The sequence below is a fragment of the Methanosphaera sp. BMS genome (genome assembly GCF_003268005.1).
Lineage (GTDB): Archaea > Methanobacteriota > Methanobacteria > Methanobacteriales > Methanobacteriaceae > Methanosphaera.
The window spans coordinates 1,654,358-1,669,281 of sequence record NZ_CP014213.1 but is presented as its reverse complement, the minus strand read 5'-3'; the positions used below and the strand labels follow the sequence as shown (position 1 = coordinate 1,669,281).

The 14,924-nt window shown below is 37.8% G+C and carries 12 protein-coding genes; 9 read left to right on the top strand and 3 right to left on the bottom strand.

Going from position 1 to position 14,924, the window contains the following annotated elements; translation table 11 throughout:
- Positions 1-106 precede the first annotated feature (106 nt).
- Positions 107-3,460, bottom strand: a complete 3,354-nt coding sequence (gene polC, locus AW729_RS05970) for a DNA polymerase II large subunit (protein WP_112124249.1) — start codon at positions 3,458-3,460, stop codon at positions 107-109.
- A 235-nt stretch (positions 3,461-3,695) separates the two neighbouring features.
- Here polC and AW729_RS05965 point away from each other — a divergent pair, with 235 nt between their 5' ends.
- The 3 genes from AW729_RS05965 to AW729_RS05955 all read left to right on the top strand — a co-directional run bounded on the left by AW729_RS05965 (position 3,696) and on the right by AW729_RS05955 (position 7,100).
- Positions 3,696-4,904, top strand: a complete 1,209-nt coding sequence (locus tag AW729_RS05965; RefSeq protein WP_112124248.1) for a hypothetical protein — start codon at positions 3,696-3,698, stop codon at positions 4,902-4,904.
- Positions 4,905-4,917: 13 nt separating this feature from the next.
- Complete coding sequence (locus AW729_RS05960) at positions 4,918-6,594, top strand: ATP-dependent DNA ligase (protein ID WP_112124247.1); 1,677 nt, start codon at positions 4,918-4,920, stop codon at positions 6,592-6,594.
- Between the two features lie 137 nt (positions 6,595-6,731).
- Positions 6,732-7,100 carry a helix-turn-helix domain-containing protein gene (locus AW729_RS05955; RefSeq protein WP_162685817.1) on the top strand — a complete coding sequence of 123 codons (369 nt, stop codon included), beginning with the start codon at positions 6,732-6,734 and terminating at the stop codon, positions 7,098-7,100.
- A gap of 1 nt (position 7,101) precedes the next feature.
- Here the strand turns inward: AW729_RS05955 and AW729_RS05950 are convergent, their stop codons facing one another.
- Positions 7,102-7,773 (bottom strand): flavodoxin family protein, encoded by a 672-nt coding sequence (locus tag AW729_RS05950; protein WP_112124245.1) that lies wholly within the window; start codon positions 7,771-7,773, stop codon positions 7,102-7,104.
- Positions 7,774-8,003: 230 nt separating this feature from the next.
- On the opposite strand from AW729_RS05950, the gene AW729_RS05945 reads away from it, so the two are divergent.
- Entirely contained in the window at positions 8,004-8,729 is a 726-nt protein-coding gene (locus AW729_RS05945; RefSeq protein ID WP_112124244.1) for a sugar phosphate isomerase/epimerase, read from the top strand.
- Between the two features lie 37 nt (positions 8,730-8,766).
- The gene (locus AW729_RS05940; protein ID WP_112124243.1) at positions 8,767-9,132 is read left to right on the top strand and encodes an OB-fold nucleic acid binding domain-containing protein; all 366 of its coding nucleotides are present in this window, start codon (positions 8,767-8,769) and stop codon (positions 9,130-9,132) included.
- 85 nt (positions 9,133-9,217) lie between these two features.
- Here the strand turns inward: AW729_RS05940 and AW729_RS05935 are convergent, their stop codons facing one another.
- Entirely contained in the window at positions 9,218-9,445 is a 228-nt protein-coding gene (locus AW729_RS05935) for a hypothetical protein (RefSeq protein ID WP_112124242.1), read from the bottom strand.
- Between the two features lie 226 nt (positions 9,446-9,671).
- Here AW729_RS05935 and AW729_RS05930 point away from each other — a divergent pair, with 226 nt between their 5' ends.
- The 4 genes from AW729_RS05930 (at position 9,672) to AW729_RS05915 (ending at position 14,922) form a co-directional block, all read left to right on the top strand.
- Entirely contained in the window at positions 9,672-11,201 is a 1,530-nt protein-coding gene (locus AW729_RS05930; RefSeq protein ID WP_162685816.1) for a glycosyltransferase family 39 protein, read from the top strand.
- A 10-nt stretch (positions 11,202-11,211) separates the two neighbouring features.
- Positions 11,212-12,690: a hypothetical protein gene (locus AW729_RS05925; RefSeq protein WP_112124240.1), complete on the top strand. Its 1,479-nt coding sequence runs from the start codon at positions 11,212-11,214 to the stop codon at positions 12,688-12,690.
- Between the two features lie 107 nt (positions 12,691-12,797).
- Positions 12,798-14,141, top strand: a complete 1,344-nt coding sequence (gene glmM / locus AW729_RS05920; RefSeq protein ID WP_112124239.1) for a phosphoglucosamine mutase — start codon at positions 12,798-12,800, stop codon at positions 14,139-14,141.
- 223 nt (positions 14,142-14,364) lie between these two features.
- On the top strand, positions 14,365-14,922 hold the full coding sequence (locus AW729_RS05915; protein ID WP_112124238.1) for a helix-turn-helix domain-containing protein: 558 nt from the start codon (positions 14,365-14,367) through the stop codon (positions 14,920-14,922).
- Positions 14,923-14,924 lie beyond the last annotated feature (2 nt).

The window sequence follows — 14,924 nt, the reverse complement described above, 5'->3', positions numbered from 1 at the left end:
TGTCCTAGTATTTAATAAGTCGCATTTTTTTAAAAAAGTAGTTCGTATATATTAAAACAGTTCGTATAGTAATAAACTATTTTTATTGTTAAAAAAAATATGGGGGTTAGAAGAATACGTCCAAAGAACTCTGCTTAGATTTATCACTTTCAAATAAAGAATTAATAGAAGTCTCCAATATCTCAATACGTTCTACTACATACGGATTAATCGGATATTTCTGACATAATTCCTTTGAAATCTCCAAATACTTCAAAACAGAACCTTTTGATATACTGAATATTAATGGGTTACCGCAAGTACATTCTCCTGATAAAGGAATTCGCCTATACTTGGCTCCACACTTAGTACACCTTACTTTCTGCCTGGAAAATGCTCTAATATTACCAGCCATATCTGGTAGGAAGTGAGAGTTTAAAACACCCTCAACAACACCTTTTTGGTCAACGCATCTTAACATTTCAGCCAAACCAATCTGCCGTTCAACCTTTTCAGGCATTGACTGCAATGTTTTATAAAGACAAATTTTTGGTCCGGCATGTATCGAACTAGTTGGGTGTGAATACATTAAACCTTTATACTGGGCATCAGTACCTAACCTTGACTCGACATTATCCATCAAATCATTAACATCAGACGGCTTCACACCACCCTCCTCAGTCTTACGATAAATCTCCAAAGGAATTCTGGCAACACAGTCAATATTGTGGGACTCATCATCAATTTCCTCCGGATCAATTCGAATACTTAAAACCAGAGGAGCATCCATACTACCACCACGGGTATTAGGAAGATACGTCTTACCGAAGTTAAGCAAGGCATCCAAAAGCAACATCACGGCATCCTCATCACTGTCACAGTTTCTCCTTTTAGCAGAATGGAAGTAAGGATGAGCATAACAACCACTGGCCTTGGTAAAACCAACAATTCTTGCAAGAACACCCGCAGATGTGTGCGGTGCAAGTCCCGCTACAAGATGACCCACTAAATCAACCCTAGTTTCCGCATTATAGAACGGTTCCATATTATAATACTTAACAAGCAAATCATCAATAAAGTTTGAAACCCTTAACAGATAATCCCCACAACTTTCACTGACAACGATATCCTGTATCTTAAGCTCAATTATCTGATCATCATTGGTAATAGGATTACCATAGATGTCCTCCGTATAATCCATCTCCAAAATCTTCTCATGACTAACGCCTATTTCACGTGGAATAAAATGCGTCAACGGCAAATCAGTGGAGTCATGTCTAACAGTACCATCCCTATATGTAAACACCCCGTTTTTTGCACGAAGAATACCCTTCTCCAATGGTTCAGGGAACTTATCCTGTGAAATCAAACCCTTAACTCCCTTGACCTCGTCAAGTCTTCTGACATTAACACTGTCAAATGCATCGGCAAGCAGCTTACCTAACTTGATATTAGACGAACCGGAATTCTGAAGTTCAGTCCTTGAACCGCAGACCGGACAGATTGCCTTGAAGGAGGTAACCATACAGTCAGGATTGGTACATCTGCACTTGGCCAAATCAACCTTGATAGTTCCCTTCTTGGCGGCCTCCACTATGTTACGGATATTACCCGCATAGTTTCCTATAGGAAACAGGGAGTGAGGTGCAGGTTTCATAAGTCGTTCCTTAGTCTTTTCAGGCCTACCCATCCTTCCACCAATAAATACGGGAGCCTTAGCCTTTATCTTAACGGGACTATTTCTGTTAATGGCCTCAAGAGTACTGACGTCCTCATCATCGGTCAAACGTTTAGGAACGGTATACATAAGGGCATACAAATCATCATTGCTCATAACAAATGAATTGTTGTTAACATGATGACAAATACCCAGAACCTCCACTATCCTTTTGTTATAATCGATAGGAATCCTGTTCATGTCCACATTAAATACCTTATCGGGACTTTCAAACAATGAATAAAGATAATCCCTAAGGTTATTCATCTCCTCCTTGGAAATATCATGATAATAATAGGTATATTTAGGATGAAGAGGTGTATCCGTTTTTTGGGCTATCTCAATGGCCTTGTGAATGTCAATATCCAACTTCAACAAGTCATCAAGTTCAAGGTTTTCCTTAAAGCCAATTCCAAAGTCATCATGGCTATCTTTGAAGTAATCAGACACCTCGACCTCCTGTGCCCACCATTCCTCACACCAACATGATGCATCAAGAGGTATGTTACCCCTCAGGTATTCACCGAATGCCACAAGCATGTCACCTACAAACAATATTTCAATAACATCCCTTCTTAGCTTGATTGCCTGGCTGATGGAATTAACCTGGACAACATCCCCATTTTTAAGCTTAACGATAGGACCTTCAATAGAGTCACACGGCACCACACAGTTACCCTTACCCGGCTTTTCAATCTTCATCTGGGTACCGACTGCCAAAAACTCAATAATCTCCATAGTGGCAGGATGAATAGCCATTGAAGCAAGTCCACTATCTCTGGTTCTGCCATATCTTAATCTGAAACCACCCTTAGCACCAGGATATGACAATACTGGTCTTCCACCTATGATATCCTCAAGATATTTAGCCTTCTTCTTTTTTGGCTTGTCCTTTTTCTCTTCGTTTTTTCCTTCCTCTTTTTTCTCACTTTTAGGTGCGGTGAAGTATTCAAGCCAGCTCCAACCGTCAATCTTCAGGGTGCTGGCATACTTTATAATCTTACGGGACTTCTGAATAACTCCCTCAGCTACAGCAAGCAATGCTCCACCACGTATATTGTTTGTTTCAACACGCGGCAAATCCCTGTTCTGTACCTCAATTTGATCTGTAGGCTCACCGGTTACCTCAACGGGAATACCCCTAATTGCAAGCCTTACCTCTTCGGGTGTAGGAGAATACTGAAGGTTGGTAACCTCTGACTCGTACAGTTCAACTTCCTCTACGTATCTTTCAATTTCATCATCAGTTGGCTTGTATCTGTCAAGTCCCTGGGCAATCCTAATATAATCACCTAAAAGAACGGCCAAAGCTGCAGCGGTACCACCGGCACTACGGATAGGACCTGCAAAGTAAACACCAAAACATTTGCCGCCGTCAGGGTTATCCTTAATCTTAACCTTAGCAATACCCTCCAGGGGTGCTGCCACTACTCCTTCTGTAAGAATAGCAAGGGCCGTACGGATAGCACTGTCAGCGTTTGCTTCCTGAACTTCATAGTTATTGTCCTCACCGGTCACGTCATCCTTTGTAGCAATTTCCTTTGCAATCTGGAATGCTACCTCTTCACGGCTCATAGACTTTTCCAGTTCCTTGATTCTTTTAGCCACTCCTTCAGGACCAACAAGCCCTTCCACACGCTCGGCCAAGTCCTTTGCAAGTGGGATTTCAGGTTCCAATTCCAGGTCTTTTCCCTGTTTTCTAGCCTCTCTTGCTATGGCATACAGTTCCTGCGTTTTTTCTTCCAGCATTTGAAAATAGTCCATGTTTAACCTCCTTCTTTAATTGTTATTATCATGATATTTTTTTTGTCTTCAGTATATTATATATTGTATTTTTGTACTATTCATTTTTTTGTGAGAATATTATTTTATGATGATACTCATATAAAAATTTTTTACTTTGAACTACATATATAATAATATTATAAACAAAAAATATTACAAAACAAATTAATTAGATATTAAACATTACTATACTAAATATTAAAACGGGGATTATATGTTAGATGAAAGCTTAAACAAAGAATGGAAGAGAAGTTTTTTTGAAATATTCTCTGGAAACAACAATACAAAAGAAGAATTGGAAAAGGCGGATAAACTAAAATTCGAACACTTTCCACCAGTAATAGCCAAGTTCTATAAGAATGTTGATGAATTGAATGTTGAAGAATTATTTGCCGCAAAAGTCAAACTCAAAAAGGCAAAATTATCATTAAACTACAATGAGGACATAATCAGTGTGGATTACGTTGAAACGATAAAAACACAACTAAATGCAGTCACACAACAGCAAATAGAAAACCTAAAACAGGAAGATCCAACATTTCTAAAGGATGACGAAAAAGAAATCATAGAAAAAGCCGATTTTCCATTCATCAAACTGATGACCTTGGTCTACTCAAAGGATACAGGTGACATGACCGTCGATGACCAGATGCAATGGAAAAATACGATGAATGAATTCATAAACCAACAGCTGATATTTTCACTAGTAAACACATACTTTACAATGAAACTCTACCGGGACAACATATACACCCTAACATTCCAAACACCATACAACAAGATACACACATGGGATAAATATGCAAACAGCCATGAGGGAATATGCCTTACATATGACTTTAAGGAAATATCCCAAACCAATGCATATCACTTATCCAAGCTGTTTCCGGTAGTATACTCAAGCAGCAAACTATCCCGGGATGACTTTGACCATGAAATATACAACGCATACTGTGCAAGCCTTGTAAAAGTGGACAATGACATCAACGATGAGGATAACGGATGGGAATACATTTACTCCTACAAATACAATGAAAAGGAATACTCGCTACTTGACAGAATCCTTCAGCCGGCATATGAAAAGGTAATGACACATCCAAAGATAATGGAGTTAAACAAAAAGAATTATCTTGTAATGAAAGAAGATTGTCTTGAATATGACTATAAATCAATAATAAATGAGGTCATATCTCTGATTGAGTCTGATGAGATATATGACTTAATAAAGGATGACCTTGAAAACGTCTACAGTCTAACCGACGATGAGATTGAAGTGGACTTCCTGAAGCCCGAGGCAATATATCTTGGAAAAAACTTCAATGAAGAAAAAATCAATGAATATAACCAACTGGCAAACGACAATGACGTGAAAATATTCAAAATCAAAGAAGGAAATGGAATGCTCTACAAATCATTAATATAAATCAGTGATAAAAATGACCAAAACATCATACATAAAACTGGTGGAATGCTATGAAAAGGTAGCAGCTACACCTGCACGCCTGGAAAAAAGGGACATACTCGCGGATTTTCTGAAGGACATCAAGCAAAACGATCCCGAGATAACATATGACATCACGCTTCTATTGCAGGGAAAAATATTTCCTCCATGGAGTGAAAAGGAGATGGGAATATCCACCCAGCTAATCATAAAGGCACTCTCAAAGCTTCTGGGTGAAAACACCACAGTCATAGAAAACAAGCTGGCATCCGTCGGGGATATGGGAGAAATAACAGAGGAGTTGGTTGCAAACAATAAGCAGGTAACGTTCTTCAAGGTACCCCTGACAGTAGCAAAGGTAATCTCCAACCTAAGAAAAACGGAAGAGATAACCGGAAGCAAATCACAGAACAAGAAACTAAACTATCTGTTGGAGCTGTATACCTCAGCCGAGCCAATAGAGGCAAAATACATTACTCGGACAATAACCGAAAGGCTACGTATAGGTGTCGGTGAAGGTACCCTTGTAGATGCAATAGCAAAGGCATATGATATCGACAAAGACGTAATAGACCGTGCATACATGCTCTCAAACGATTTGGGAGAAGTTGCAAAAAGGGCCACAGAGTCAGTTGAATCGGTAAAAAGCTTGACAATCCAGCCGGGTAAGCCGATACGTCCAATGCTTGCACAACTAAGTCCCGGAATAAAGGAAAGCATAGATGAGATGAAGGAAGTAATCAGTGAAACAAAATATGATGGAATAAGAGTGCAGATACACCACTTTGACGGGACAACAAAGATTTTCACAAGAAGACTGGAAAACGTTACAAACGCTCTTCCTGAGGTAGTGGAATACGTCGAAGGTGCCATTGACGATGAAGACTTCATAGTAGAGGGGGAAGTTATAGCAACAAAGGATGGAAAACCGATTTCATTCCAGTACATATTGCAGAGGGTCAAAAGAAAATATGACATAGACAAGATGATGGATGAAGTGCCGCTTAAACTATTCCTCTTTGATGTATTATATTATAAAAAACCTACCGCTGAAGAACCACTTGAAAAAAGAAGACAACTGCTTGAGGAAATTGTAACCGAATCCGATCATGTTGAACTAAGTACTATGCGAATGGTAACACCTGAAAACTATAATGAAGCCGAAGAATTATTCAACTGGTCAATAGAAGCCGGACATGAGGGAATAATGTTCAAGGACAAAACCAGTCCATATTCACCGGGAAAACGTGGAAAGGCAATGCTAAAATACAAGCCAATACGTGAAACATTGGATTGTGTAATAACCGGTGGAATATATGGTAAGGGCAAACGTGCCAAGTTCTTCGGATCATACCTCTTATCATTATACGATGAGGACAGCGGTGAATATAAAACCCTGGTACATGCCGCAACAGGAATGGATGATGAAATGCTTGCAAACATGACAGACCGAATGCAGGAATACATCATATCAACCTCAGAGCAGACGGTGGTGTTCAAGCCGGCCGTTATACTTGAGGTGGCCTACAGTGAAATAGTTGAAAGCAATGAATATGAATCCGGCTATTCGTTGAGATTTCCGGCAATAAAACGAGTACGTGATGACATAGGATTGGACCAGGTGGATACAATCGCCAAGCTTCATCAAATGTTGGAGTTACAAAACTCCTGATAACTAATTTTTTTCAAGATTCATCTTCTCCAATCTTTTCATGAATACCTTCCTTTTTCTATAAAAAGTTAAGTTAGTTTAAACTAACCCTTCCTCTAAAATATTACATTTAACATATATTATAAACAGTGATGCAGATGGATGTTAAGCAAGTATTAGCAAACAGGTGTCCCATAAGGGAGACTGTAGAAATAATCAATAGAAAATGGGCCGTTATATTGTTGTGGGATATGTTTAATGGATATGAACACTTCAATGAATTTAAGGAAATTAATTCCCAACTAAGCAGTAACGTATTGTCGGATACACTTAAATTCTTGATGGATGAAAAATTAGTTGAGAAGATATCTGTCAAGTCCAATACAAAGTACATATTGACAAGCAAAGGAAGATCATTAAATAAGATTTTATATGAATTGGGTGTTTATGGTATTCAATCAGGAGAGTACGATGATTGTCGTGAAGAAATAAAAGAATATTTCAAGGAAATATTTGAAATATCCTAGGTTATTTATTCATTGAATCATTTGCAATTTTGACTCCCATTTCATATGCTTTTTCCAAGTCCTTAGGAAATTGGGTTTCTCTTTGCAGTCGTTTATCCTCTTCATCAAACCATTCATTAACGTATTTTGAATAATCATCAAATTGGTACGTGTTGTTTACTTTAAGTGAGTACGGCTTGGTAAATACCCTTCCAATAAAATTCTCCTCCAAAAAGTCGAACACGCTATTATAAAATGGCATTGATGGATTATCCTCCTTAATGTTCATGTCATATATTATACCGGTCGGCATGCGTTTTTTGCTAATGTCTATATCGGCGTATGGAAACTGTGGGAAACATAATCTTTCAATAAATGATCTAATCATTCCATTTATGTCTGCAAAGTATACCGGGCTTCCAAAAATTATGCCGTCACAACTGGTCATATCGGCTATTATGTCCTTTATGTCATCATTTACAGGACATGTTCCATAAAATGGTCCGTCCTTTTGTTTACATAAGAAGCATGACCTGCAACCTGTATAGTTTAAATCATATAAATTTACTCTTTCTATTTCAACATTCTCGGTTTTATCTTTAAGTGCATCTGTTATTCCTTCAGTTACCTTATCTAACAATTGACTCGTATTGTAGTTTTTTCTTGGACTGCTGTTAATTACATAATATTTCATATAAAATTACTCCTATTGTTATTCTATTTGTAATATTGGTTATTTAAAAACAAAAGTTAGTTCAAGCTAACCGCTAATCCTGTAAATCGGATGTAACCATAGGGAGTTGCCATAAGCTTTTTTTTAGTTTAATTTATTTTTTTTGGAAGATGAAATTAATTGCAGGTTAATTAATCTATCTGAAAAGACATATAATTTAATAATGATAATATTCTATTTGGTGGTTTGCTATGAAACTTGGTTTTTCAACGTTATCCCTGTTTATGAAATCTAACGAGGAAATAATTGACACGGCAAAAAGGCATGAATTTGAAATGCTGGAAATTCTGGCAGAGGACATCTTCTATGAAAGGGAAAATAAGTATATATTTAAGGATTGTGGATTGGACATTAGGATACATGCACCAACCGTTGACATTAACATTGCAAGTATCAACAAGGGAATAAGGTCTGAAAGTGTTAGGCAGATGATTCATTGTGCGGGCTATGCTGAAAGAATAGGTGCCAAGACAATAACGGTTCATCCGGGAAAAATCGGTCGTAATGATTCAAGACTGAGAAAGTATGCGTTGGAATTGGCAATAGAAAGTATCGGCAAGATAATGGACAGCTCAAAGGTTGAAATATCTGTTGAAAACATGCCCGTTAGAAAATCCTTTTTGGCAAACACCCTTGATGAGCTTGAATTGATACAGAATGCCACGGGCTGTAACTTGACTATTGATACCGGCCATGCAAATACTACAAATAATCTATCTGAACTATTGGGGTTGGATAATATCAGTTATTGCCATATACATGATAATGATGGATTGCATGATGAGCATATCGCATTGGGTGATGGTACCCTGGAGTTGGACCTGCTTAAAAGGATTGATTACGGCATCATTGAATTAAATAATTTTGATGATGTACTAAAATGTAAGAATATAATTGAAAATTTGACAAACATTTAATAATATGATTAATATAGTATATATTGTATAAAATATTATGAACGATAATAAAATATTTAAAATATGTATAATCACGGCCGCTGTTGGTTTGCTTGCAATAATATTATTAAGTCCCTATGTCAATCCCGAGAAATTGACCATAGATAAGATAGATAACTCCAAAATAGACAATCAGGTGGAAGTAACGGCAATCGTCGAGGATATACACAAGACTAAAGGCGGTACGACAATAATAACCCTAAAGGACAATACCTCCAGAATCAACCTGGTAATATTTGCATCAACGTTAAACGTGGTTGAGATACATAGAGGCGAAAAAGTTAACATAAAGGCAAAAGTAACCCAGTATAATGGACAGAAAGAATTGATTCTCGAAGAAGGGGGTAATCTGAAGGTTATCTGATATTTTACTTAAAATAATATTTGCCATCATCAAATGATTAAAAACATTGTAAAATGAGAGGATTACTCTCAATTCACATCTTTATTTATTTTTTGCCGTTTGTAAATTCCTCAACGGCATTGTATTGTCTGATATATATCTGACGTCTTCTTTCCAGTTCATCAGCATCCATCAATCCGAGTTCATACATCTTCAAGCAATTGGCCATGGCAGTATCCGCTTGAATTAATGTGACCTTTGCATAGATGTCCGGTAAAAATTCCACGTTGTCCAATATCAGTCTTATGTTCCAATCGTCGCTTCCGTCAAACATAGTCATCACCTTTTAACTTAATTTATTTTAACTCTTTCTTCATGAAATTATTTAACAATTTCTATTGACATTATTCCTAATTCGGTTTAAATAAAGAAGATTCATGCATCCACTTTAATATCCTAAAAAGAAATAATAACGATAATATATAGAAGTATAATTATTAATAGGTGTTGAGTAAACTCATCAGAATACAATGCCTCCAAAAACATCCGTGTTGATATCCATGAATAAAATATTAAACAACAAGAAAATAATAATTCTTCCGGCGGTCATATCATTTATTGTGACTTGTCTTTTACTCTACAAGTTTTCATATCCCATCAGCTGGGATGTATATTATCATATTCACATGGTCAATCTCTACATGAACAATGGGCTTGTATTCTGGGATTATTCAACGGTTGCACCGACAGGTAGACTGATAATGTATCCTCCACTTTTTCACTTCTTTCTGGGAGTTATATGCAATATATTTAATCTTAACCCATTTGCAGTCACCTGGCTTCTACAGCCTTTCTTTTCATTCTTCATGATATTTGTGATAGGATACGTTGCATATAGATTATCCGATGACAACATCAGAATCAGTCTTTTCACGTCATTTATTGCAATGATGAGTTTTGCAACGTTCAACAGGTCCGTAATATGTACGCCCGCAACACTTGCAATAGCATTCTCAATGCTTGCATTACTATTTTATTATGAGGCATTCGATGAAAACTCATCTAAAAAGATCATAGCATCCGCGGTATGCTTTTCGTTAATATGCAACCTGCACATGGCCACGGCCATCATAACAACGGGTGTACTTGGATTATACACATTATATCTAATCATTACCCGTAGGGTTAGGTGGAAATATTTGGCATTTTACGCCATATTCTCCTTTATCTTATCGGCACCATGGTGGTTGTATATAGCAATGAATTATACATTGGTATTCAATTCAATAGCCGGCAGCTATCTTCGTATCGACGAGTTTCTGATAAAATATTATGGTATTATTCCGTCATTGTTTACGTTAATGGGATTTTACTGTTTGTATAATGAAAAATCCTCAAAAAGTATCTTCCTGGCATTATGGTCCTTATCAATTGTACTGTTAAGTCAGGTGCCCCTATTGGGTTTTGACACGGTTTCAATAAGAATATTTGAAGTCAGTGCCTATCCGCTCATACTGATAGCTGGAATAGGTGTTGATTATTTAATCGATTCATTGAAGTCCATCAATCTGCGAAAGATAATCCTGGTGCTCTTTGTCATATACTCATTGGGTGCCTGTATCAGCTATGTGGACAGTTATACTCCTGATTTGATGGATGATGATGATAAGGGTGTAACGCTACTTCCGGATGAATTTCACATATTCTTTGACCCTGTAGGCTCTACGCTAAAGCCTTCAATCATCGCGGATAGATATGGTGATTCAAGTCTTGCCGGTAGCCGCTATGATATGACGGGGTATATGATGAAAAATAATGTTTCAGGTCTTGTAGTATCGGAGGATGCCATTATGGATACGATTATTGTCTCATCAACCAATGCCAGTGTCGTCTATGGTGGTTTTACCGAGTCCATACCGGAGTATGTGATAGATCCTGTTCACATTGTTAACAGCCAGGCGACGATAAGTGAGCTTGACAACTTGGGTGTCACATATCTGCTTATCCGGAAGGATACATCTATAGCAACTTATGCCGAAGTGGTCTACCAAAACGATGACTATAAATTATGCAAGATAACATTCAAATAAGGTATGAAAAATGAAGAAAGTATATAAATTATTGGTGCCCGCATTAATTATATTGGCGGCAATCATCGTAACATTTGCTTCCATTTATGCCGACAGCATAGATTGTGATGAAAACACACTCATAATATCACAGTGCACAGCCAATATGAGGGGCCTTGAAACGGGAATATCCGTATACGCCGGATACAAGGGAGTGCCGATGCTTTTGTCCGATAAGAGAATACCCACACAGATAGCTAATTGGCTGCCCTCATACATAAAAAGAAACAATATAACAAAGGTCATAGTAGTAGGCTCAATGGACATTGATGAGTTAATCAAACTTAAATCAATGGGCGTTGAAGTAAAACAAGTAAACGGAGATTCAATAAGCTCAATACTAACAAAAATCGCAGACAACACAAAAGACAAAAACAACGACACCATAATATTCACGGCATCAGATCCAATGGCGGGCTTTCTGGGAGCATGCCTGAAGACACCCGTATTTGTCACCGCAGACAACAGCACATACACATCAAGTGAACAGTTGGATGAAAACTACATAAGATACCTTGACGAACATGAAATTAAAAACATCATAGTAGTCGGAAGCCTGCCTGATAATATAATCAAAAAGTTAAACGAATATAATACCACAGTGGAAGTCATAACAGGCCAAAGCAGTGCACAGCTAAGTGTCAACATAAACAAAAAGCTTAACAGTATGGGCATCATCGACAGTAACAGGGTATACTATGGTTTTTATGGTGAAATACCTGCCGTGATTCCATCTGTTATCAGGGATAAGGCATATCTGATGGAGGACTCATCATTCGATACAAGTACGATAGATTATCTGAAGGAAAATAATGTAAGTGAAATATACGTAACCAGAAATACCGAGTCCGATTATATACAAATGGAGGAAACCGACTACATATCGGGGGATGTCATAGCAAAACTTGAAGAAAACGAATTCAACGTCACATTTATAACAAAGGACAGGACACTGGATGAGGCAACAGGGTTATACGATACAAAGATGATACTCTTGGAATCACATGATGACAACCCCATTAACAGCTCCGACAAAAAAGTTCAGAATTCTCTAAAAACACTGCCTCCCCTACTTGAGATGTTAAAAAATAAGAAATATGTGGATTCAAACAACATAACAGCAGACATAACCTCCATGGACGATAACAGCTGGACAGTCAAATGGAGCACAATACACCCATATACCTGGATTAAACACGACGATACCCACTACTATGCAACAACAAACACAGGATATGAATACAGGTGGACCTATACCGATGAAGCCTGGAGGGTGGATTACATATTTAACAATACCGCATACTACAATACCACATGGATAGAAAATAACGACAATACCTGGACTGAAATACAACAAAATAAAAACTACACATGGATTAATGATGGGGCCAACTGGTACTGTTACGGCCAAGATGAAAAACTAACATACAGCTTGTCCATACTAGAATAACTCAACACAAGAAAAAAATAATAACTAAAAAATATATAACTGTAAATAACTAAAAAAAATTATTATTATAATAAAATTTATTACTATTAAAAATGGGAGTAGGTTACATGAAACAATTATTCGGAACATTCGGGGTAAGAAGAGTAGCAAATACGGTATTAACCCCTGAATTTGCATCAAAAATAGCAGCAGCTTATGGAACAAAAGTTCAAGGAACAATAGCCATAGGATCAGACCCTAGAACATCCTCTGAAATGATAAAACATGCAGTAACGGCAGGACTACTATCAGTAGGATGTGACGTGGTGGATTTAGGAATGTTACCAACACCAGCAGTACAATACGCAGTACGCAAATACTATGACGGTGGAATAATGGTAACGGCATCCCACAACCCACCAAAATACAATGGACTAAAACTACTTGATAAGGATGGAATCGGAACACCAGATGACCTGGAAGAAGAAATAGAAGACATCTACTTCAATGACAAACAAGAAAGAGTAACATGGGACAAAATAGGAAAGGCATACAAGGCAGATATCATCGACGAATACATCGACGAAGTAATAAAAAGAGTTGACGCCGATAAAATCAGAGAAAGAAAACTAAAAGTGGTACTTGACTGTGGAAGCGGAGCAGCATGTGACACAACACCATTTATAGTACGTAAACTGGGATGTGAAATCACAACCCTAAACTGTCAGCCGGACGGAGCATTCCCTGGACGAAACCCTGAACCAACAGAAGACAACCTCACAGACCTAATAGAGGTAGTCAAAGCAACAGGAGCAGACATTGGAATAGCACATGACGGAGACGCCGACAGAACAATATGCATAGACGAAAAAGGACAGTTCGTATTCGGTGACAAATCATTTGCACTCGTGGAAAAATCAATGCTTGAGAAAAACAACGGCGGCAAAATCGTAACCACCGTAGCAACAAGTAACGCAATAGCAGACATAGCACTGGAAAACAATGGAGAAATAATCCTTACAAAGGTAGGAGACCTTGTAGTAGCAAGAAAACTCCAGGAAGTCGACGGACTCTTCGGAGGAGAAGAAAACGGTGGACTCATCTTCCCTGACTTCGTATACGGAAGAGACTCAGGACTTGCAACAGCAATGCTGCTTGAAATACTAGCAACAAGCGACAAGCCGCTGTCACAATTAATAGAAGACCTTCCAACATACTACTCAGAAAAAAGAAAAATAGAATGTCCCGACGACAAGAAATCAAGCGTAGCAGAAGGAATACTCAAAGACACAACCGAGTATGAAGTAGACACAACCGACGGTGTAAAGGTAATCACCGATGACGGATGGGTAATAATAAGACCATCAGGTACAGAGCCAATCTACAGATGTTTCTCAGAGGCAAAAACACCAGAAAAAGCTGCAGAACTGGCAGATTGGGGAATGACACTAATAGAAAATAACTTAAAATAGGAAGAGTTTCCCCTCTCAAAACTATTTTTTACATAACCACCTTTTATCTATTCTAGTTATCCATAACATTATCCACAGTCCGGAAACAGAATAACCTACCCCTTAGAACTTAAAACTATTAATAACATGTTTTACATAACTATTAATGAATTAAAGATTTACTAAATCAAACTAATTAATACATCTTAATCATATGATACAACAACAAGGAGTGAATGAAGATATGACAAACATACAACTGGAAATAGCAAGCCGTGTAAAAGACATGAGAGAAGTATGCGAAATAAGCATGCAGGACATGGCAGAAAAGTTAGACGTACCGGTAGACACCTACCAGAAATATGAATCAGGAGAAATAGACATCCCTGCCAGCATTCTATATGAAGCCTCCCAGATATTTGACGTGGACACAAGCCTGCTATTAACGGGTGAAGATACACGTATGAGCGTATTTGCAGTAACAAGAAAAGGCAAAGGAGTAAGAATCGACAGACGTGAAGCATACGACTATGAAAACCTCGCATCAAACTTTGCACACAAGGAAATGGAGCCATTTATCGTAAACGTCATGCCGAAAGAGGAAGGATACGTCCCAGAGCCAAACTACCACAAGGGATATGAATTCGTATACGTACTGGAAGGAAGACTAAGAGTATTCATCAAGGACAACCAGATAGACCTGGATGAGGGAGACTCAATATACTTCGACTCACTATACAAACACTCAATGATAGCACTGGATAACAAGCCCGTCAAATTCCTCGACGTACTAAAACTATAAAA